25 protein-coding genes are annotated in these 20211 nt (G+C 36.3%); 5 read left to right on the top strand and 20 right to left on the bottom strand.

From position 1 onward, the window contains the following. Nucleotides 1-64: 64 nt before the first annotated feature. From O1A01_RS10815 to O1A01_RS10785, 7 genes are all read right to left on the bottom strand, one after another. Nucleotides 65-439, bottom strand: a complete 375-nt coding sequence (locus tag O1A01_RS10815) for a hypothetical protein (RefSeq protein WP_066411391.1) — start codon at nucleotides 437-439, stop codon at nucleotides 65-67. A 36-nt stretch (nucleotides 440-475) separates the two neighbouring features. Continuing rightward, a complete protein-coding gene (locus tag O1A01_RS10810; protein ID WP_268874249.1) occupies nucleotides 476-598 on the bottom strand; it encodes a hypothetical protein in 123 nt (40 codons plus the stop codon). Nucleotides 599-694: 96 nt separating this feature from the next. Then, nucleotides 695-2089, bottom strand: a complete 1395-nt coding sequence (locus O1A01_RS10805) for a serine hydrolase domain-containing protein (protein ID WP_270066245.1) — start codon at nucleotides 2087-2089, stop codon at nucleotides 695-697. Nucleotides 2090-2121: 32 nt separating this feature from the next. Continuing rightward, nucleotides 2122-2679: a TetR/AcrR family transcriptional regulator gene (locus O1A01_RS10800; RefSeq protein ID WP_270066244.1), complete on the bottom strand. Its 558-nt coding sequence runs from the start codon at nucleotides 2677-2679 to the stop codon at nucleotides 2122-2124. 116 nt (nucleotides 2680-2795) lie between these two features. Further along, entirely contained in the window at nucleotides 2796-3311 is a 516-nt protein-coding gene (locus O1A01_RS10795) for a hypothetical protein (protein ID WP_270066243.1), read from the bottom strand. Nucleotides 3312-3439: 128 nt separating this feature from the next. Next, entirely contained in the window at nucleotides 3440-3727 is a 288-nt protein-coding gene (locus tag O1A01_RS10790; RefSeq protein ID WP_328227390.1) for a hypothetical protein, read from the bottom strand. A gap of 130 nt (nucleotides 3728-3857) precedes the next feature. Continuing rightward, nucleotides 3858-4037: a hypothetical protein gene (locus O1A01_RS10785; protein WP_066411404.1), complete on the bottom strand. Its 180-nt coding sequence runs from the start codon at nucleotides 4035-4037 to the stop codon at nucleotides 3858-3860. Nucleotides 4038-4145: 108 nt separating this feature from the next. On the opposite strand from O1A01_RS10785, the gene O1A01_RS10780 reads away from it, so the two are divergent. Further along, entirely contained in the window at nucleotides 4146-4271 is a 126-nt protein-coding gene (locus O1A01_RS10780; protein ID WP_268874250.1) for a hypothetical protein, read from the top strand. Between the two features lie 12 nt (nucleotides 4272-4283). Here the strand turns inward: O1A01_RS10780 and O1A01_RS10775 are convergent, their stop codons facing one another. Continuing rightward, complete coding sequence (locus O1A01_RS10775; RefSeq protein ID WP_270066242.1) at nucleotides 4284-4790, bottom strand: VanZ family protein; 507 nt, start codon at nucleotides 4788-4790, stop codon at nucleotides 4284-4286. 54 nt (nucleotides 4791-4844) lie between these two features. After that, complete coding sequence (locus O1A01_RS10770; protein ID WP_270066241.1) at nucleotides 4845-5243, bottom strand: group-specific protein; 399 nt, start codon at nucleotides 5241-5243, stop codon at nucleotides 4845-4847. Between the two features lie 172 nt (nucleotides 5244-5415). On the opposite strand from O1A01_RS10770, the gene O1A01_RS10765 reads away from it, so the two are divergent. Continuing rightward, nucleotides 5416-6024, top strand: a complete 609-nt coding sequence (locus O1A01_RS10765; protein ID WP_270066240.1) for a hypothetical protein — start codon at nucleotides 5416-5418, stop codon at nucleotides 6022-6024. Nucleotides 6025-6068: 44 nt separating this feature from the next. Beyond that, a complete protein-coding gene (locus O1A01_RS10760) occupies nucleotides 6069-6803 on the top strand; it encodes a class I SAM-dependent methyltransferase (RefSeq protein ID WP_270066402.1) in 735 nt (244 codons plus the stop codon). A 107-nt stretch (nucleotides 6804-6910) separates the two neighbouring features. Here the strand turns inward: O1A01_RS10760 and O1A01_RS10755 are convergent, their stop codons facing one another. Next, nucleotides 6911-7345 (bottom strand): hypothetical protein, encoded by a 435-nt coding sequence (locus O1A01_RS10755; protein ID WP_270066239.1) that lies wholly within the window; start codon nucleotides 7343-7345, stop codon nucleotides 6911-6913. Next, nucleotides 7342-8214, bottom strand: coding sequence for a hypothetical protein (locus O1A01_RS10750; RefSeq protein ID WP_270066238.1), 873 nt, complete (start codon nucleotides 8212-8214; stop codon nucleotides 7342-7344). The genes O1A01_RS10755 and O1A01_RS10750 overlap by 4 nt, the downstream gene beginning before the upstream one ends. Nucleotides 8215-8455: 241 nt before the next feature. Here O1A01_RS10750 and O1A01_RS10745 point away from each other — a divergent pair, with 241 nt between their 5' ends. Next, complete coding sequence (locus O1A01_RS10745; protein WP_066411414.1) at nucleotides 8456-9340, top strand: S16 family serine protease; 885 nt, start codon at nucleotides 8456-8458, stop codon at nucleotides 9338-9340. A 129-nt stretch (nucleotides 9341-9469) separates the two neighbouring features. Here the strand turns inward: O1A01_RS10745 and norA are convergent, their stop codons facing one another. Beyond that, entirely contained in the window at nucleotides 9470-10663 is a 1194-nt protein-coding gene (gene norA, locus O1A01_RS10740; protein ID WP_066411415.1) for a multidrug efflux MFS transporter NorA, read from the bottom strand. Nucleotides 10664-10767: 104 nt separating this feature from the next. Here norA and O1A01_RS10735 point away from each other — a divergent pair, with 104 nt between their 5' ends. Beyond that, the gene (locus O1A01_RS10735) at nucleotides 10768-11586 is read left to right on the top strand and encodes a MerR family transcriptional regulator (protein WP_066411417.1); all 819 of its coding nucleotides are present in this window, start codon (nucleotides 10768-10770) and stop codon (nucleotides 11584-11586) included. 219 nt (nucleotides 11587-11805) lie between these two features. Here O1A01_RS10735 and O1A01_RS10730 read toward each other — a convergent pair whose 3' ends face one another. The 8 genes from O1A01_RS10730 to O1A01_RS10695 form a co-directional block, all read right to left on the bottom strand. Beyond that, nucleotides 11806-13032 (bottom strand): IS4 family transposase, encoded by a 1227-nt coding sequence (locus tag O1A01_RS10730; protein WP_270066237.1) that lies wholly within the window; start codon nucleotides 13030-13032, stop codon nucleotides 11806-11808. 142 nt (nucleotides 13033-13174) lie between these two features. Continuing rightward, complete coding sequence (locus O1A01_RS10725; RefSeq protein WP_270066236.1) at nucleotides 13175-14725, bottom strand: AbgT family transporter; 1551 nt, start codon at nucleotides 14723-14725, stop codon at nucleotides 13175-13177. 171 nt (nucleotides 14726-14896) lie between these two features. Further along, a complete protein-coding gene (locus tag O1A01_RS10720) occupies nucleotides 14897-16075 on the bottom strand; it encodes an amidohydrolase (protein WP_066411424.1) in 1179 nt (392 codons plus the stop codon). A gap of 222 nt (nucleotides 16076-16297) precedes the next feature. Further along, nucleotides 16298-17503 (bottom strand): anti-sigma factor, encoded by a 1206-nt coding sequence (locus O1A01_RS10715; protein WP_270066235.1) that lies wholly within the window; start codon nucleotides 17501-17503, stop codon nucleotides 16298-16300. A gap of 16 nt (nucleotides 17504-17519) precedes the next feature. After that, nucleotides 17520-18029, bottom strand: coding sequence for an RNA polymerase sigma factor (locus tag O1A01_RS10710; protein WP_066411430.1), 510 nt, complete (start codon nucleotides 18027-18029; stop codon nucleotides 17520-17522). A 123-nt stretch (nucleotides 18030-18152) separates the two neighbouring features. Beyond that, nucleotides 18153-18860 (bottom strand): DNA alkylation repair protein, encoded by a 708-nt coding sequence (locus O1A01_RS10705; protein WP_270066234.1) that lies wholly within the window; start codon nucleotides 18858-18860, stop codon nucleotides 18153-18155. A 95-nt stretch (nucleotides 18861-18955) separates the two neighbouring features. Next, nucleotides 18956-19705 (bottom strand): class I SAM-dependent methyltransferase, encoded by a 750-nt coding sequence (locus O1A01_RS10700; RefSeq protein ID WP_066411435.1) that lies wholly within the window; start codon nucleotides 19703-19705, stop codon nucleotides 18956-18958. A gap of 76 nt (nucleotides 19706-19781) precedes the next feature. Further along, entirely contained in the window at nucleotides 19782-20159 is a 378-nt protein-coding gene (locus O1A01_RS10695) for an SLAP domain-containing protein (protein WP_066411439.1), read from the bottom strand. Nucleotides 20160-20211 lie beyond the last annotated feature (52 nt).

Here is a 20211-nt window from a genome sequence, read left to right as displayed (position 1 = left end):
AGTTAGGGGCATTGAATGATTAAGAAGAACGCGTCTCTGACACTAGTGAAATATTACTTTATGTTTATTTTGGAACTTTAACGAGCACATATTTTCCAGTCCACATTTCAGTAGTTACGATTTTTCTTTCACCATCTTGTTCAAAAAACAAACCACTACCTTCTTTTTCTTTAAAAATCCAGCCGCTAGACTCCAGAAACTTTATGATTCGTTCATCTGCAACTAAAATGCCCTGGTTCTCAGTAGGTGTTATATACCATACTAGATTATCCTTTTCTGCAATTTGTACAAATTTACTGTCCGATTTTTGTAGTTTATTAATAACTTCTTTAGCCGATACACCATCTATCGGAAGAGATGGATAATATAGTTTATTTATATAAACAATTACGATTAGAACAACTAATACTATTCCCGTCAATGCTACAACCTTTTTCATTTTTCTTCTTCCTTTCATATAGAAACTTGCAAGGTACTATCTTTCATTTTTCTCTTTTAACAACTCCATTATTTCTGCGTTTTGTTGGTTTGCTTTTCTTAACTGCAATTCTATTGAAATGAGCGTAACTGTTATAATGGTAAAAAAGAGATAAATCATCTCTTGCCACTCCTTCCTCTTTATATTCCCAAATATTAACTTCCACAAAAAAAGCGTTAATCCTTTTTTTACAGATTAACGACTTTTATTTTCCTATTAAACTTGCTTTCTACTCTTTACACTTATCAAAATCACCGCAGCAACTCCATATACTCCTAACACCCCAACAACACAATGAGTGAGAAATGCAATGTCAGGTGCAAAAAGTTTAATAGTTCTCCACGGAGTTCCAATGAATAAGCCAAATAAAGGAATGAGGACTGCAGCTAAAACAATTGAAATACTTCCTACAGTGTATGCTAACTTTTTATTCGGATTCTTTGTGCGAAATAGTTTTATAATATGACTGATTGTAAATAGTAAGATTACTAGTAAAATTCCTAACAAGACCCATTGTACTAGGTAACTCGGTGCTGGTAGGTTGGGCTCTTCACCGTTTAAAATAGAACGGATGCCATCCATAATATAATAAACATTTCCGTCTTCCATAATATGGTGTTTGTTCGTAAGCAATACAGCTCCTATCCCTTGCTCTGGGAGGAAGAACAGTTCACCTCTAAAATGAGGTGTGGAACCCCCGTGAAAGGGGAAATGCTCTGTTTTGGAAAAATGCCACCCTAGGCCATATTTCCCTACTTCACCAGGATGTGTTGTTAAGAGGGCTAAACTTTCTTCCGATAAAAGGTCTCCACCATCCATCATGAATTGAAGGAAGTTTACTAAATCATTCGTACTCGCAGACATATACCCATATGGAGCTCCTGCATGGTCATATAAGCTATCACTTTTCAATGGATTTCCCCACCATGATGCATAACCAGGTACAAGCCCTTTTTGTACGGCACGTTCATAGTCTGCTGCTGCATCGTCCATCTGAAGTGGAGAGAAAATATGGTCCTGTATATACTTCGAAAATGTTTCGTTCGATACCGCTTCGATAATACCTCCAAGCAACGTGTAGTTTGCAGAGTTATATTTATAAACTTCTCCTGGCTCGGAAACTAATTCTACTCCACTTAATTGATTAATAGCTTCCGAGATTGTCCAATCGGCTGACGCACGGTCTGTTATTTCAAACCCATCAGCTGCACTAATTCCACTAGTTTGATTGAGCAAGTGGCGAACAGTTATCGGACTTTCCGATTTATATGTAAAAGAAGGAAGGTACGTCTCGATCGGTTCTTCAAGATCTATTTTCCCTTCTTCCACTAACATCATTGTTGCCAAAGCGGTAATTGGTTTACTAATCGATCCAATTAAAAAAGGCGTATCACCTGTAATCGTTGAACCGTCACTTAACGCTCCCCAATTATTTTCAAAAATAATTTCCCCATTTTCAATTATCGCTAAAGATGCTCCTGGAATACTATATTGGTCAACTGCTTCATCCAAGAAGGCTCGTAATTTCTCACTTTTGTCTACAGAAGCTAAAACAGAAAGCGGCGAAAATAAAAATACCAAAAGGCCTACCAACATGATTATTTTTTTCAATGTTCTCTTCTCCTTTTGCAATAAAAACATCTTTATTGTTTTTTTAAGTACGATTCGAAAAGTTTGGCTAGCATGTCGTATGATGCATCGATATCAAACTCGTCAGCAACCATTTTTTGAAGGGCAAGGCCATCAAAACAGGCTAGTAAAATACTTGCCATCGCATCGGCTTCTTTTGGCTCTTTTACTAAGCTTTGTAAAGGATAAGAAAGGCTATCTCTTCCCGACTTCATCATACTTTGTACTTCTTGTTGTAGTGATTCATTCTTTAACCCTAAAGAATAGAGTTCATATCTCCAGCGATACCAATCTGGATTATTTTGTACTCTTGATTTGATTTCTTTTAGCACTTCTAATGGTTCCGTAGTAGACGTATCTTCCCCGTCATAGTGCTTGTGATATTTACTTTGAATATCTCTCTGAACCGCAAACAATAACTCTTCTTTACTTTTGAAATAGTAATGGACAAGTCCAGGCGTGATCCCAGCCTCCTGTGCGACTTCTTTCACTGATGTATTATTAAATCCTTTTTGACTAAAAACTTTGTATGCTGCTTCAATTAATTTTTGGCGTTTATCTTCCTTTGTCATATCTACACTCCTATTTAGTTGGTCGACCAACCAAATTTTATTATAAACATCATTACGAAGTCAAATTCTTTTTATAAGATAAATATAAAACGCTGTAAAAAAAACTTCACAGCGCTCTAATTTTGATAATATTTTTTCTTCTTTTCTATATACTCTTTCTCGCATGTGAGTAGCTTATATTCAATATTATTACCTTTTTTCTTTTTTTGATCTACTTCTTCCCATGTGGTGCCAATGAGTTGCAAATGAATCATAACGTCCGTATTATTCGGTTCCTTATATAAAAAATATGCCTCCTGAGGCCTTATATACAATCTTGGTTCTCCGCGGGATCTCACTATAAATTGCTTTTTTAGCGAATCGTAGTAATCATCTTTTTCTTTACCGTTATATATCATTTTAGCTGCTTCTAATTCTCGAAAGGATACTTCGATATACGCATGTTCATCAATATCTAGCTGAAAACTTGAAATAATATCTTGCATAATTAGACGTGTAAATTGCTCATCTCGTTCTTCCATCTTTTTTATACACTCCACTGACAGCTCTGGAAGCTCCCCAACCTTAATTTCTTGAGGTTGTATATGAATCAAAATGAACAAACTAATAGAAATAAAGAATATTTTATACATTTGCATGCCCCTCCAACTGAGTTTACAATATGGAGTATTTTCTTAAAACGTAAATTTATTCTTAAACAATAAATAAAGCGTGAACCTTTATCTTGGTCCACGCTAAAAATATAGTGATAACTTATAATTTAATGTTCTTTCATTTCAAATCCATATTTTTTATTAACTTTGTCTGCGATTTCTTCTAAAAATCCATGTACCGTAGTCTTTTCGACTTTTCTAGAATACCATGCTAATTTCGCGTCCATTGCCTTCCCTGCATAATTTACTTCTAATGGCCAATACGTTTTAGTTGCGTATGTGTAATCGAAACGAATATACAGCTGTTTACCTTCTGGACATAACAAAAGAGCCTTATAATTTGGATTTTTACCCGACTTGTCAAACTTCACTTTTTTTAGTTTAGCTAGCATCATAATCTCCAATCTACGGTTTTATCCATTATACCACAAACAACCACACGAAACACCATGGGACACAGGGACACATACCGTGGACGGAGGGACAGGTTCCGCGTCCCACCATAAAATGGAAAGCAATCCATTGTTACTTTATAAAATTTATACCCTGCAATAATATCAGTACTAAAAAGAAAACGATTATGACTAAAATAAACATCGAAAAACCATTTTTCTTAGCTCGTAAAATATCAGTCATAAAATAGATTAGGACCACTACTAACAGTACCATTCCTACAATCGCCAATACGAAATGAAGTAAAAACATTATAACCTCCTCCTATATAAAAGGACTTTATTGAATTTCCTAAGTGAGAATAACCGAATAATTTTTAAGATATTGTGTAAAATACTTCTGTTCAAAGGAGGTGTTCACATGCCTAATCGCAACGATAATAAGTTCAGAAAAATCGAATCTGAAAGTCAAAAACAAGGAAAAACTCAAGAAGAATACGCTGCTGAGCTTGAAATGAACAAGTTGAAAAGTCAAAAACGGAAATAAGTAAAAGGCAGGTCATCCTTCCCTGCCTCTTATTTTATGAAAGAAAAACTTTTTCATCTGCTCAAAAACAAAATACCCAACGACCCCACCGATAGTATTTAAGATTAAATCATCGACATTAAAACTACGTGGGAATATGTATCCAAAATAACTTAACAGCATTTGCATCGATTCAATAGCAAAACTAACTAGGAAAATAATGAATGTTGCTCGCTTAATACTACTAACGTTATAGATGGAGAGATATACTCCTAATGGTAATAGTAGAAGAATATTATAAAATGACAATTTAACTGCATTCCAAAAATACCAACTAAAACCGCTACTATTATATTCGTTAATAAGATCAGCAACAAAGAAAAATGGTACTAATTGAGTATTATAGTCCCAGCTCCAATAACCCTCCGTTAAAGGCGGAATAAATAAATGTCCTGTTGTTTCTTTTAATACGTTAAAAGCATAAATTATAAAACTTAGAAAAACTAATATATTAATAATTCTTTTCTTGTTCAATTTCATTCCATTCACCTTACGTTTTCTAGTATTGATTCTTATCCTATCATCCCTTTTTTATTATCGAACACTAAACTCTTTCGTTACAGTTTCTACTAACTCTTCAACCGTCCCAATACAGATTTTAACTTCAGGTACATGATAAAACGTACTCGTTGTCTCAAAATTATTCACTTCGCCGTCTTGTGAGTACAAATATATTCTTTTTCCTTGTCCTAACGCAATCCCAAATTCTATATGACTTCCCTTTCCTGCTGGCAATAAAACGATAACAAAATCAGCATCCATTACAGCATTTTTTTCCTCTTCGCCGATTCTTTTTAAATCTTCCGTAGTTGAAGCTCTTTCATTTTTCGTCCAATCATAAGTTTGAACATAGCCCCTATGAACGATCTCATTACTAACATAACGAACCATCTCCATATTTCCAAAACTAGATGCAACATAAAACTTCTTCACAATTTAACCCCCCTTGTGGACGGAGGGACAGGTCCCGCGTCCCACTAAAAATTGGATAGACACGGAACCCCTTGTCCACACCTATGTTATTCATTATAATAAAAACTAGAAAAATATGGAGGTTTTTTCTAAAAATCTTTTAGTCTATCAATTGGGGAGTGTGGGAAGTTACATGTTAAAAACACATGATTATCGAAAAAAGCACCCTGAGATTTATTTACCTAAAACAGAAAAATTAGTGATATTAGAACTTCCAGAATTAACTTACGTATCGCAGCGATTGGTCACTTCCTTTAACATGAATTGGGACGGTAGGCCGGAACCAATAGATGAGAAGTGGTTAGCTTGGAAAGTGGTCAATCAAATAAAACAAATTACGAAAAATGAATTAGAATACAAATTTAAACTGATGCCACCGGAAATTATTTGGCATGAAAAAACAAATGACGACAAGTGGTTAGTTGTCCAAATGATGCTAGTATCAGATCGTGCAACTGAAGAGATGTATAATCGAGCATTAAAAAAAGTAGAAAAGACTTTACGCGTACAATTACCCACCATTTCTTTTGTAAAACGCCCACCGACATTATCTGCGCAAAAGTTATACGTTGGGCACTATAAAGATGCCAGTGAAGTTTTTGAATCTATGAAAAGTGAATTAAGTGAACGGGGGTACCGACCTACTCAACCGTGGCGAGCAATTTACTTACTACCCGCGATGGGCTGTTATCCCGCTCATAATAGTAAAACTGTTGTTTCCGTAGATATTGAGAAAATATAAGTTACGAAAACCGGTACATTCACTCTTTGGAAGGGGCTAATATGATGGAATATAAAGGTTCAACCGTGTATGATCAGGAGGATTTTTTGTCTAATTATATGAAAAGGCGGAGTAGAAAAGATAGTCCCAATAATGCTATTGAAGGTCCGATTATTTATGAACTCCTCGGTGATTTTCGTAACAAAAAGCTATTAGACTTAGGTTGTGGAGACGCCGCGTTTGGGGAAGAATTACTTAGTCAAGGTGTTTCATATTACACTGGAGTAGAAGGTTCTGAACAGATGGTTGCATTAGCAAAATTTAATGTTCCTAGTGATAATGGGGAAATACACCACGATTCTATGGAAACCTACAAATACCCTACAGAAACATTTGACATCGTCACCTCTCGTTTTTCCATACACTATGTTTCTAATATTAAAACGCTGTTCCAAAACATACATAAAACATTAAAAGATAATGGCTCATTCATTTTCAGTGTGCAACATCCCCTTACTACTTCTTCATTTATTAGTAAACAATCTGGGGATAAACGGGGAAATTGGATTGTGGATGACTATTTTCTCGAAGGCGAAAGAAAAGAACCTTGGATGGAACAAATCGTTGTAAAATACCACCGAACAATCGAACATTATTTCAAAGCACTCACAAGCTCTGGATTTACAATAGTAGATTTACGCGAAGGAACACCAAAACGCGAGAATTTCTCCAATGAGGAAGAGTTCCTTAGAAGACAAAGAATACCAATTGTTTTAGCTTTTTCTTGTACGAAGAAATGAAATGTGGACTGCGGGACAGATACCGTGGACGGAGGGACAGGTTCCGCGTCCCACCAAAAAATGGATGGACAAGGAACCTGCCCCAATGTCCATCCGCCTTTACCAATTTAGTTTTCCACCTGCAAAATAAACACTGCTGCAATATCCTCTTTCCAAGTCCACCGTGATTCTATACTGTATATGTAGATTCCCTCTCTACTCGGAGCAAAAAAATGGTCGCCTACGAAATCTTCATCCACAATTAACACCTCACCATGCCATTGCTTCCACCCTAAATGATTTGGTTCTTCATCAACGTAAACTACATCAACTCTTGTGTTAGGTGCTACTTTTATAGGTTCTATTTCATGATGAAAAGGTGGAGGTGCATCAGGGTTAGAAACATTATTATAATTTTTGTGGATAATGTACGGAAACTCTTCATCATTGACAGATATATCTGGTATAACAATGTTTTCGTTTGGCTGACAGCCCACTAGTAAAATAGTTATAACCATAAACACAATTAAATTTCGAATCTTTTCTATCATCCTATTATTCAAAACTTCCTCCCATATATTCCATCCTTACCATACGCAAATAAGAACGTTCCTCTCATAAAAATTGGACCTATAATACGCTTCCCCTTTTCATCAACAATCTGTATCTTTTCTGTCGGTTTTAAAGAACGAACTTGGAGACGAAATCGTTTCAATGTATACATGTCAATTAGTCCAATTAGATCGGATTGGTCAAAAATAAATTGCTGAAGTGTGTCGGGTCCCCTCACATGGTAGCGGGCAGACTCCTTCATCTCATCAAGACAAACAAGGTGAAAATCATCATAATAATAAAAATAAACCTCTTTCGAATTAGCAACATTCAACGCATAACAGTCTATTATCCCGTAATCTCCTGCTCCCCACAGCTTCTCCCCTGTAATCGAAAAAGCAATAACACCATCACTTCCTATCGGCTCATCCCAACCGAAGTTTCCGAAAATACCTTCGTCAAAATAACTAACCCAAATGGTATCGTTATTGTCAATTTGAACATCGTTAATACCGTCACCGAGAGTAAACGCGTCGATTAATTGTCCGTTTGGATTATACCTTCTTGCATTTCTTTCAATATAATTATCTTCTTTTAAGCATCGCCCCTGTACAATTAACAGCGATCCATCAGAAAATATGTCTACATGTGTTGGGATGAGTGGAACTTTCTTTAAAACAATCGTGTCGATTCCGTCCTCTTTAATGATTCGGATTGTCCAATCGCGCTTTTTCACTGGACGTTCAAAAAAATCTAACTCACTTTCAGCGGTTTCTATTAAAAGTAATGCTCCATCTTGTGTTACTTGACCTGCGACATAGGTCAAAATTGAAGAATATTCGGCATACTTGTTTAAAACTAACTTTTCTAAATTACTCATCTTTTCTTTCTCCTTACTTTCATTATCCATATTTACATTCAACCTAAAAGCATGTAATCCTTCTTCGACAGAAATTGTTTTTCAGTTCCCTACCTCCATTTTCATAACAAGTAGTTAACTAATTTTTAAAATATTTTTTAGATAAATAGAAATATTCCTTTTATTGCCTCTCGCCAAACTATATAATTTAATAGCAGTGTTTGTTTTTACAAAATAAACCAAATGATAAAGAGGTTGAACAATGAACAAGAATGAAAAAATGGTAACCATCCCTTTTTTAACGATGACTTTCGTCTATTTAACAGAACTATATTATTATCTTTTCGGTTACAGCTCAGGTGTTCAGTTTGTCACTTCACTGTTTTTCATGAGTATACTTTTGTTTATTTTTACATTTCTTATAAAGAAAACAAATATTCCTAAGCGTGCATTTGTAATCCCTACACTTTTGTCTCTTTTATTACTAGCTTATGAGTTACCTACTATTCTTATAGATGACGTCCAATATTTAGTAACGAGTTATTCTGAACCTGAAGAAGTAATTGAGGAAACAGGCATATTTATTTTATCTATAAATCTTGCTCAAATCACTAATGTCAAAAACGAACAAGAGGTTCGAAAAATGTTTACTTATAACGGAGTGAAATTTTTTTACGAGATTATGGAAACTACTAATTTCAAACGTTATACATCAAAAAACAAAGAAATATTTAGATTGCTAGGTTTGAATCGACGTGACTTTGACAAAATGGCCGAGTACGTTTCGACTTACATAAATACAAATAATCCATCAGTAGCAGAGTTTTTAAGCCGCGAAGACTCTTCTGGAGATAGTGCAGGTCTCGCTTTAGTCTTGTCTGGTATGATTCATCAAGGAGACGTACAAAATAATTTCCCTATAGGTGTAACAGGAGCTATCACGAAAACTGGTAAAGTACAATGGGTTGGAGCAATTAAGGAAAAAATCCAAGTGGCAAACGAACATGGATATGCTCATATAATCGTTCCACATGCAAATCTTGCAGAAGCAAACGAAGCGAAAGAAGCACTTGGACTCACTATCCATATAAGCGGAGTAAAAACCATTAACGAGGCGATAAAAGTGATTGAAAACGTAAATAAGTAGTGGATCATTTACACATAAAACTCGATGGACAAAGAAATGATTAGCTTTGAGACGGAGGGTTTCGCATCCAACAAAAAAAGGATGAACAAGGAATACATTCACTCCCTCATCCACCCTCATAGTCCATCTTTAATTAACTATACTAGCCTTCGCCTCTTTAGGAGCATCCAAACCTGGCTTCTTCCAAATTATCGTAATACCAATTCCAATAGCCAATATTACTGCTGCAAAATAATAAGGATAGTTAACATCTATATCAAAAAGCATACCACCGATTATCGGGCCCGTAATATTTGCTAAACTAGTAAACGTAGAGTTCATACCACCAACAAAGCCTTGGTCGTCCCCTGCAATATTAGATAAATAGGACGTAACTGCTGGGCGAAATAAATCAAAGCCAACGAAGACAATGAATGTAACGAGTAAAATAGCAAAATAAGAATGTACAACAGTCATTAAATACACGAGGACTGCTGACAGGATTAAACTGTAGCGAATGAGTTTTATTTCACCCCAAATTTTTGTTAACCGGTCAAAGAGTAGTATTTGTGCAGCTGCTCCAAAAATAGCTCCGCCAGTAATAATAATTGCGATATCCCCTGGTGTAAATTGAAACTTATGATCGACAAATAGACTAAAAAACGATTCAAAAGCTGCCAATCCAAAGGAAGCGATGAAAATTAAAATAAATGCGATAAAGTATTGTGGCGCTAAAATACGTTTAAACCCACCTTTAGTTTCTAAAGCTTGTGGCGCATCAATCTTTTTGCGGACAGGTTCAGATAATAAAATTATCGAAAGAATGGCCGCAATCGTACCAAATGCCCCTGCGAAAAAGAACGGTACCCGCGTTCCAAATTCAGCTAAAAATCCGCCAATCCCTGGTCCAATAATAAACCCAGTACTAATCGCTGCCGACATATAACCGAGTGCTTTAGGACGAGTTTCCAAAGTGGTTATATCTGCTATATACGCTGTAACAGCCGGCATAATAAAGGCCGCACTAACTCCACCTAAAATACGAGAAACGAATAAAATTTCGATACCTTTCCCAATCCCGAATAAAAACTCAGAAATTCCGAAAATAAAAAGGCCGAGTACTATCATTATTTTTCGACCAAATTTATCTGCCGCCCTACCAGCAAACGGAGATACAATTAATTGCGCTAACGCAAACGCAGCTGTTAAATAACCTACAGTAGTCCCAGTAACACCCAATTCTCTCATAAGCGTTGGTAAAACAGGAATAACGAGACCAATCCCTAAAAAGGCTATAAATAAATTCAATAATAATAATCCTAATGTAACTTTATAACTTTTCATCTTTCTCAAACTCCTCACCTGAGTGAACGTGATGTGATTCTTTATTTACTTCATATATCGTAAAGTATATAGTAACTATATAGTCAAGGGTGGTGCTTAAAAAAATGAGTAATAAAGGAAAACATTTAACAACAGGAGAATTTGCAAAGCTTTGTAAAGTGAACAAACAGACGCTGATTTATTACGATCAAATTGGATTATTGTCCCCTGAAGTAAGAAACGAAAAAGGGTATCGATTTTATTCTTTACGTCAATTTGAGCTATTTATGGTTATTGACCTATTAAAAGATGTTGGCATGTCACTTCATGATATTAAACAATATACACAACATAAATCACCTGACAGTTTTCTAACATTAATGCATCAGAAGAAGAAGGAAATAGAAAAAATGCGTCAAGAGCTGGAGGCGAAGGAAAATTTAATCCAAACAAAAATAAAACTAATGGAAGAGGCATTACAAACGGATTTTAGTAAAATAACGTTGGAATACTTTCCAGAAGCAACGTTATATTTGAGTAGAAATATTGAAAATACATCTGATGAGGAATTTGTGGAAGTAGTTTCAGATTTTATTGATGAACTGTATGTCTCCAAACTTGATACAGGCTTTCCAATTGGTGTTATTACGACACGAGATCATATTATAAAAGGCGAATTTACGAACTATAGCTATTTATATATCGAACAACCAAATGCAAAAGAAGGCTTCTCCTATTTTCATGCAGTGGAAGGTCAATTTCTAGTCGGTTATCATATTGGAGATGAGAAAACAATTGGTCATACATACGAGCGGCTTATAGCAGAGATAGAGAGATTACGATTAAGCTTAGGAGAATTCATATTTGAAGAATATATTTACGATACAGTCGTCGTAAACGATAAAGAACAATACGTTACGAAAATCATGATTCAAGTCGAATAAGGACAGATTCCCCACTCTCCTAAAAAGAGATAAGGAAGCTGTCCTTTTCGCTTGACCTATTTCCAAAAAATGTGTGGACGAGGGACCTGTCCCACTAGCGTTGCGTTACTGTAAATGAATTTGAATTTATTCAAAAAAATTACATCTACTTTTCCCCGTTGGGAGCAAAAACGACAATCTTAACTAAGATTGTTGTTTGTTCCCATTTTTTGTAATTTTTTATTTTATTTTACGTTTTACTCGTTTCTTTTGATTCTCTACGATAAGCGCTACTTTGCCATAAACAACTGGTTTATTCGGGTTTTTAGGCACCTTTTGTCTACCTCTCGATGTTTTGTGGGATTTATATTCTAATGCTTTCACCAGATCTTCCCACGATCGATTGAGATAGGTTCTAATATGGACTAAAATGTTCTTCATCGTTTTATTAGAATTAGTTTTCAAGCGAACCATAAGCGTTAAGATGTATGCGATCATGGCAATAAACATCTGGTTCCAGATGCCTTGCGGCTTAGTACTCCATATTTTTACGAACCTTAAAGATTGTTTTATCCATTTAAAGAATAGTTCAATTAACCATCGATTTTTGTAGATTTCCGCAATCATCTCAGAGCTTAAATCCCATCTATTAGTGGCTACTTTATAATAGTTTCCTTCTTCATCAAGGTATTCAACAATTCTTATAGGTTCCATTTTCCCAGTTGCACCTAATATTACTTTTGCATCTCTTTGGATAGTTGATTCCTTTGGGATTGGGTATTCTTCTAGTACTTTCTCCACGATCTTATCTTTTTTTATCCGACTTACAAATTTAATATTATTTTTGATCCATTCGTTCATCCGATAGAAATCCATGTACCCACGGTCCATTACATAAGTAGCATCTGAAACTTCAATCAACAAATCACCACCAGCATAATCTTGAACCTTTCCGTTAGATGGAACAATTTTGTCTGGGTAGCTAACATCGGGTGCAGCCACGATTAATCGTGTATGCATTTTTACAACTGTCCACCCTTTTGTCACGTTAGCCCACTCAGATAAAATGGCAGGTAGCTTGATGTGTGTCGAATCAACGATTCGAAGGCGTCCAATCTTGTCAGGAAGCCCAATTAGGCTTTTAGTATAGTTATTTAGTTCTCCAACAAGTTTTAAGAAGAGGTTTTGTAAAATTGATGTATCTAAATCATTAATTCTTCTACTTAATTGAGAGGTACTAATACTATTGACATCTATGTAATCCATTAGGTCTTTATTTGCCCTCATTTTTACAGCAAATTCATTATAAGAGTTCCAGTTATCTAGTTGGGCAGTAACAAATATTTTAATTAGCGCTTCCGTAGTTAATTTTTTATTATCATAGTTTAAAAGTGGACATGATAATTTTTCAGTTGGTAACATCGATAAACATTGACGTAGTACTGTATTTTGAGTTAACATATTCATATTCTTATTTGAAGCTCCTTTGTAGAAAGTTTGTTTTCGGGAACAAACATCTAACATTTCTACAATAGGAGCTTTTTTTATTTTTGTCTACAGAATTGAATATACCGTCGTCATTTTTACATATTTTGGATGGTGCGCAACACTAGTGGACCTGTCCCTCTGTCCACGTTACATAGATTGGGCCTTCTGGGCCGACTGGGATACCGAATAGGTACCAGACGACGATGAGGATGATCCAAAAGATACCGAAGAAGATGGTGTATGGAAATAATGCTGAAATTAATGTCCCTAAGCCGATATTTTTATCATACTTTTTCGCAAAAGATAAAAGTAATACGAGATACGGCAACATCGGCGTAATTGGGTTCGTAATAGAATCCCCTATGCGATAAAGCACTTGTGTAAAGGCTGGATGGTAATCTAAAAACATGAACATCGGTACGAATACCGGTGCTAATATTGCCCATTTTGCAGAAGCACTGCCTATTAATAAATTGACGAACGCAACAAAAATGACAAAGGCAACAATTAACGGAACACCTGTAAAACCTATATCATTAAGAAATTCCGCCCCTTTAATAGCAATGATCGGACCTAGATTACTAGCTGAAAAGAAAGCTAGCATTTGAGCAGCTGCAAATACTAAAACAATGTATGGTCCCATTGTACTCATTGATTTACCGAGCATTTCGCCAAAGTCTTTCGAGTTATTAATCGTTTTAGCACCAATTCCATAGAAAAGACCTGGAATGAAAAATAGCATTGTTAATAGTGGAACAATTCCATTCATAAATGGAGAATTCGCTAATATGGAACCTGTTTCAGCATTCCTTAAGACGCCATTTTCAGGTATGAGCATCGCTACGATAACGATAGCAAACACAATCGTTGCAATACCTGCCCATTTTAATCCACGTCTTTCCGTTTCGGTGACCTTCTCCATTTGTGGAAGTTCCCCTGTATACGTTCCAAATCGCGGAATCGTAAATTTATGTGTTACCCAGAGTGAAACTAGCATTAAAAATAGAGCGGATACTACAAGGAAATAATAGTTCATTGCAGGATTTGCTATATATTCAGGATCTACCGTCTGAGCACCAATTTGTGTGAAACCAGCGGCAAGTGTATCAGACATACCGATAATTAAGTTCGCACAAAATGCTCCTAACGTAGATGCGTAAGCAACGACTAAACCAACTAATGGATGATAACCAAATGCCATCAATACTGTTGCAGCCAATGGAGGCAATACGATTGGACCAGCATCACCAGCAGCGTTAGCTACAATTGCAATTAAAATAATGCTTGGAATAATTATTTTTTTAGGGGTCGCGATGACCGTACGTTTCAATAGACTTGTAAAAAAGCCACTTTGTTCCGCAAGTCCAACACCAATCATCATAACTAGTACCATACCTAATGGTGGAAAGTTGCTGAAGTTCGTTACCATACTCGATACAAAATCGGCGAATCCGGCACCATTTAAAAGATTGTTGGCAGCTACTACTTCCCCTGTACCTGGATGAACAGCTGACACGTTAAAATAGCTCGTAATAAATGAAGCAAGTAAAACAATACCGCAAAGAATGAAAAACAGCACAATCGGATCTGGTAATTTATTTCCGGCAGACTCGATGGAATCAAGCATGCGATCAAAAAATGATTTTTTCTCTTTCTTACTAATCTGAGCCATAGACTCCCTCCCTATAAACCGTTTTATGTTGTACCACTTTATAGATTTACTACAATAAAGGATTAAGGTGAAAACTTGTCACTTCCTACGAATGAGCTCTGAGGGTATCATAAACCCAAAACTCAAAAAGAAAGTGACCAGTTATTACCTCACATTATTATAAATAGATTCTTATTTTGATAGAGTTAATGCAGCAAGCACATGAAATTTCAAGCCATCTTTCATTGCTTCTTCATCTATATCAAACTTTGGATGGTGGTGAGGGAATGTAATACCTTTTTCCTCATTACCGGAGCCTATCATAATAAAACAACCTGGTTTCTCGTCGCTAAATGCCGAGAAATCTTCTCCTCCGAGCATTGGGTCGATCCATTCAATGTTTTTATCTGTGAAATTCGCCTCAAGTAAATTGGCTACCTTGTCCGTTAATTCCTTTTCATTAACAACAGAACTATAACCATACGTATAAGTAACGTTAGCTTCAGCTCCATGTGCTTTAGCAATTCCTTCCGCCACTTCCGTAATTCTTGACTGCATTAGTTCCCGAACCTCAGGGTTAAGTGTTCTTACGGAACCACCAATTTCTACTTTGTCAGGAATAACATTTAATGCTTGACCTCCACCTAGAAATCTAGTTACAGATAAAACTCCAGACTCTAACGGAGCTACTGAACGGGACACGATATGGTGTAAGCCCGTTACAATTTGCGCACCTGTTGCTAAAGGATCCGTCGTCAATTCCGGTGTAGAGGCATGTCCCCCTTTTCCTTGAACAACGATGTTAAATGTATCGCTGGCAGATGTAACGGAGCCATGTTTGATGCCAATCGTTCCGTACGGAATAGTCGACATTAAGTGTATCCCTAATACTTGGTCTACCCCTTCTAAAACGCCCGCTTCCACCATTTCTTTTGCTCCACCAGGTGGAAGTTCTTCCGCATGTTGAAAAATAAAGACGATCTCACCACTTAATTCATCCTTATGTTCTTTTATTATTTTTGCTGCCCCTAAAAGCATTGCTGTGTGACCGTCATGTCCACAAGCATGCATAATGCCTTCATGAGCAGATGCAAATGGCAAATTGGTCTCTTCCTGTATCGGTAAAGCGTCCATATCCGCTCGTAAAGCGATAACTTTACCAGGGCTAGCTCCCTTTATACGCGCCAACACACTTGTTTTCGTCGGTCTTGACAGGTCGAACCCTCCAAAACTCTCCAAAATGTCATACACATATTGCGCTGTATGATGTTCTTGAAACGACAGCTCAGGGTTTTTATGCAGGTATCTGCGCCATTCGATTACATCTTGATAGACTTTATCAATGTCTTGAAATACTTTATTTGAATTCATCATTATCCCCCTATATAAAGATTCGTTATTTAACAGTTGCATAATTATTCATAAACGTGTACACATTCGTGAATATACGACATTTTTTTAATAACCTTACTTTACATAAAATTTTCACTCTTTTCAATATTTATTTTTTCAATATAACAAAAACAAGCGCAAAAAGGGCTAGAATTCACACCACTCCAAAAAATGGATGGGTGAGAAACCTGGCCCTCTGTCTTAATTGTATATCGTTCCGTTTGATGGAGTATTGTACCAATTCCAAAAATCTACTTCCCCCATCGTTGCATAAATAATACTTTCATTTTGTTGAAGTCGCAGGAGCTCTTTCGATGGTCCAGTTACGACAACTCCATACGTTTTTACTCCGTTCTCTTCCACATATTTATACACTTCTTCGAAACTTTGCTCTGTCCAAATATACTTTTTGGCTAACTTGCTGTTTTCAACAAGGAAATGTAAACTCGTTTTAAATATTTCTGCGCGCTTTTGACCATCTCCACGTTCCATAATTGAATTACCATGTTGCGGGAAATCGAAAACAGCTCGTTCATGAAATCCCCAAATACCATTACTAGCACTAAAATATGGTGATCGATATTCTTCCCTTTCCTGTTCGACTCCTGTATCGATTGCGTACCAAACAATGTCTAAATCATAACCTTCTAATAATTGATAAACCTCATCGATTTCATAAAGTCCGTCAAAAGTAATCGCAAGCTCAGAAACAGTACCCTCTGGAAGTAGGTCTAAACTATTCCACGTCTCGTTCAACACCTCTTCGTAAAAATCAAGCTCCGTTTCTTGTTCGTTTGCTACTAAGTTTGGGTGTAGGAAATGTAATTTAACATCATATTGACCATCTGCCCATTCTCTTTTTACATTGAGGGAATTAAATAACATTTTTCCATCGAGCTTTCCAATCGATTTATTATCCTTCCCTATCTGTTTTTGTATCGAAAAATCCATATCTAAAGTGAAATAAAAATTTGTGTCCATACCTCCACTACCTAAAAACACGTTAGGCATCGACATTTGTGTCGCTGTTTTCACTACTTGAACAGCTCTTTCCCCTCGACCTTGTTTGTCGGATCCAAAACCATAATAAGATGCAGTAAACAAACCGGTCATAAAACTCACGACGATAAATATTAGAAGAACAGTCAGCGCAGTCATCAAGCGGTTTTTCCATTTTGCCTTACGTAACATTTGAGCTTGCTTTTTAATAGGAATTTCGTTTAAAGGGTCTTCCTGTTTTACTATTTGTTCACGACTTTTCTCTTCCTGCTCTTCCATCGTTTCATTAAGCAATTGCTCACACTCGGGGCAACTTTCCAAATGTTCGTCGATTGCTCGTTCTTCATCACTTGGAAGTTCTCCGTTTATATACGACTTCCATTTAAACTTCACGTCGTTACAATTCAATCGCATTTCCTCCTTTTTAGTTTATTTCTTTCATTTTCATTTCCAGTTCCTTACGTCCTCGATATATGTTTACTTTTACTTTTGAAATCGACATATCAAAAATGTCTGCTATTTCTTGATAAGAAAATTGATAATAATCTCTCAGTAATACGACATTTCTTTTTGTTACGGACAAAGTCCCTAATGCTTGAAACCATTGTTCAATACTATCTTTAACGAAATACTCTTCTTCGGCACTTCTGCCTTGGCCACCTTTTACATCGGTATTTAAAAGTTCAAGATCATCATAATACGTTATTCGCTTTTCCTTCCGTACCACATCGATAAATGTATGATAAGCCACTTTAAACAACCAAGGTTTTATTTTTTCCATCTTGTAACTTTCAACATAAAGGTAGGCCCGATAGAAAGTTTCTTGAACAACGTCTTCCGTTAATGTTTTATTTTTACAAAGTGAAAATATATACCGATACACATCATTTACATAAAGCGAATATATTTGTTCTAAATCTACACCCTTTCCCATCGAACCCTCCTTTCACTATATCCACGGATGAATACGAAAAAAGTTACACAAAAAAAGTGGACAGAGGGACAGGTTCCTTGTCCCACCAAAAAATGGATGAACAAGCACGTGTCCCACCGTCCTTTAACATCTTACATATTTACGTTTGAAACCAAGTCTGCCTTTATCCATGTCTTTTTGAATATTTTCATAAGCATTTAAAAGGCTGCTCTTTTTGTTTTCGCGTTTGACTTCCACTATACCAATTTCTTGAGCAGTCACAATGGCCATTTCATTTAGAGGAATATAGGAAACGCCAACTGTGTATAGGAAATTATTCATAGAAGCTTTTGCCCGTTCCGGTGAGTCGTGAATCGTGTTTTTTACTCTATCAAGCATCTCGGAAATTTTACTTTCGGAAAATTCATGGTCCTTCCGATTTCCTAAAAGCCAGCAATAGCAGCTCCACCCTGCCGACATTTTCAACTCATCACCGCTCGCAATCCATTTATCGGCAACATCTTGTGCGATATTTGACTCTGATAAAGTTACCGCTACTACATAATCAGATAACATATAAAAATATGCACCGTCCATCCAACGGTCATAATCGGACTCCGTCATAGCATTTGGATCTGCAATAATTCCTGCAAAATACATCGCATCATAATTTCCAGTCGCATATAGTTGTTCCGCTAAAGGCTGATTTATTTTTATTTTCTTCGCCATCGGCTTCATCGCACCTGTAGCAACCCCAAAAAGCGGCTCACGCGCACCGTTAGATATGTACATTTTTTTCGTACGTTCTTTGCCAAGCGCTTCTAGTTCTTGCATCACTGTTTCAAAATCCATTGGTATTCAATCCTTTCTAGAAAAGATAGTTTCCCAAAAAAATTGAGAGGCCTTTGCTTTGATATATGTATTATAAACTATCTCTCTAAAAACACTTACATTTTCGTAGCTTTTATGATGAAAGTAGCTGGCATTAATTCAGCCTTTTGCCGAAAATACCACCTTGCTGGATCGGTTGTTGCATCAGCAGGTATAACCACATCATCCATAACCTTTTCGATTTTAAAACCTGTTTCAATCAACGTATTAATATAAGTGGTTAATTTACGGTGAAAAATAACGACATCTTGATGCCACGCCTCGTTATATTCAGGACCTTCGACATTATAAGATTTGTTGAACAGAAAGGATGAATCTTCGTAGCTAATCCGGTCATGCAGCGGATGTTCCCAACTAAAAACGAAAACACCTCCTGGCTTTAAATAACTATGAATGTGAGACAAAGTTTCCTTCAAGTCGGTCGTCCATCCTAACGCATAAATAGAGTATGCAATATCAAAATGGTTAAACGGAATGCCCGGATTTTCCTCCATCGGAGATTCCTTTAATGTCACCTTTCCCTTTACATCCTTCAATACTTCACGTGCCGTTTCTATTTGTTTCGTTGTAAGGTCTAACCCCCAAAGCTCGTTCGCACCCTGTTCTGCCATATACAATAAGGAGTGCCCACTTCCACAACCAATATCTAATACTGTTTTCCCATTTATGTCACCAAGCAACTTTAACTTTTCTTCACTAGGTGAAAAAGGTCCGTAGTCTGGAAGAGGATTTCTACCAAAAAAACGTTCCGCCGCTTTTTCCCAACTACTTTTATTTAAAGTTAAAATTTCCTTCGTATTTTGCATTCTAAACACATCCTTTTACTTCTTCACCCTTTCAATTCGACATTTTCCACAAAATACCCTTTCAAAGTTTTGAAGATTAAATGATATTTAACTTTCCATTTTTAAAAGGAACACTTTGTTTATAACTGCCTTTTGGGTAGATAAACGTCCAAGGCGTACTTACTTTGGATGGAATAGAAAGCGCGGGCAATGTGAATACTTGGTCCCCAATGACCTCATCACGTATTTTATACTGCAATCTTTTATTATGAAAAGTTAGTGTCTGCTCCATACCGTTATGTATCAAAACAGTAATTAGTAATGCCTCACTATGGTTCACTGCTTCTCGAATAGGTGAAAAAATAATACTAGAGTTATGGATGTGCTTCGTTTCTTGAAAAATATTTTCGATATGTTGTCTGTCATTAGTAGATAATGTTCTGTCCCAAGCTGGTTCAAATCGTAATTGTTGCATCGTTTCATTCACCTCTTGAGTATTAGTCTAACATATGGTACAAAAAGGCTGA

This window comes from Sutcliffiella sp. NC1, from assembly GCF_027594365.1.
Classification (GTDB): Bacteria; Bacillota; Bacilli; order Bacillales; family Bacillaceae_I; genus Sutcliffiella; species Sutcliffiella cohnii.
Note: the sequence above shows the minus strand (reverse complement) of the source record. Positions and strands in the feature narration are given on the sequence as shown.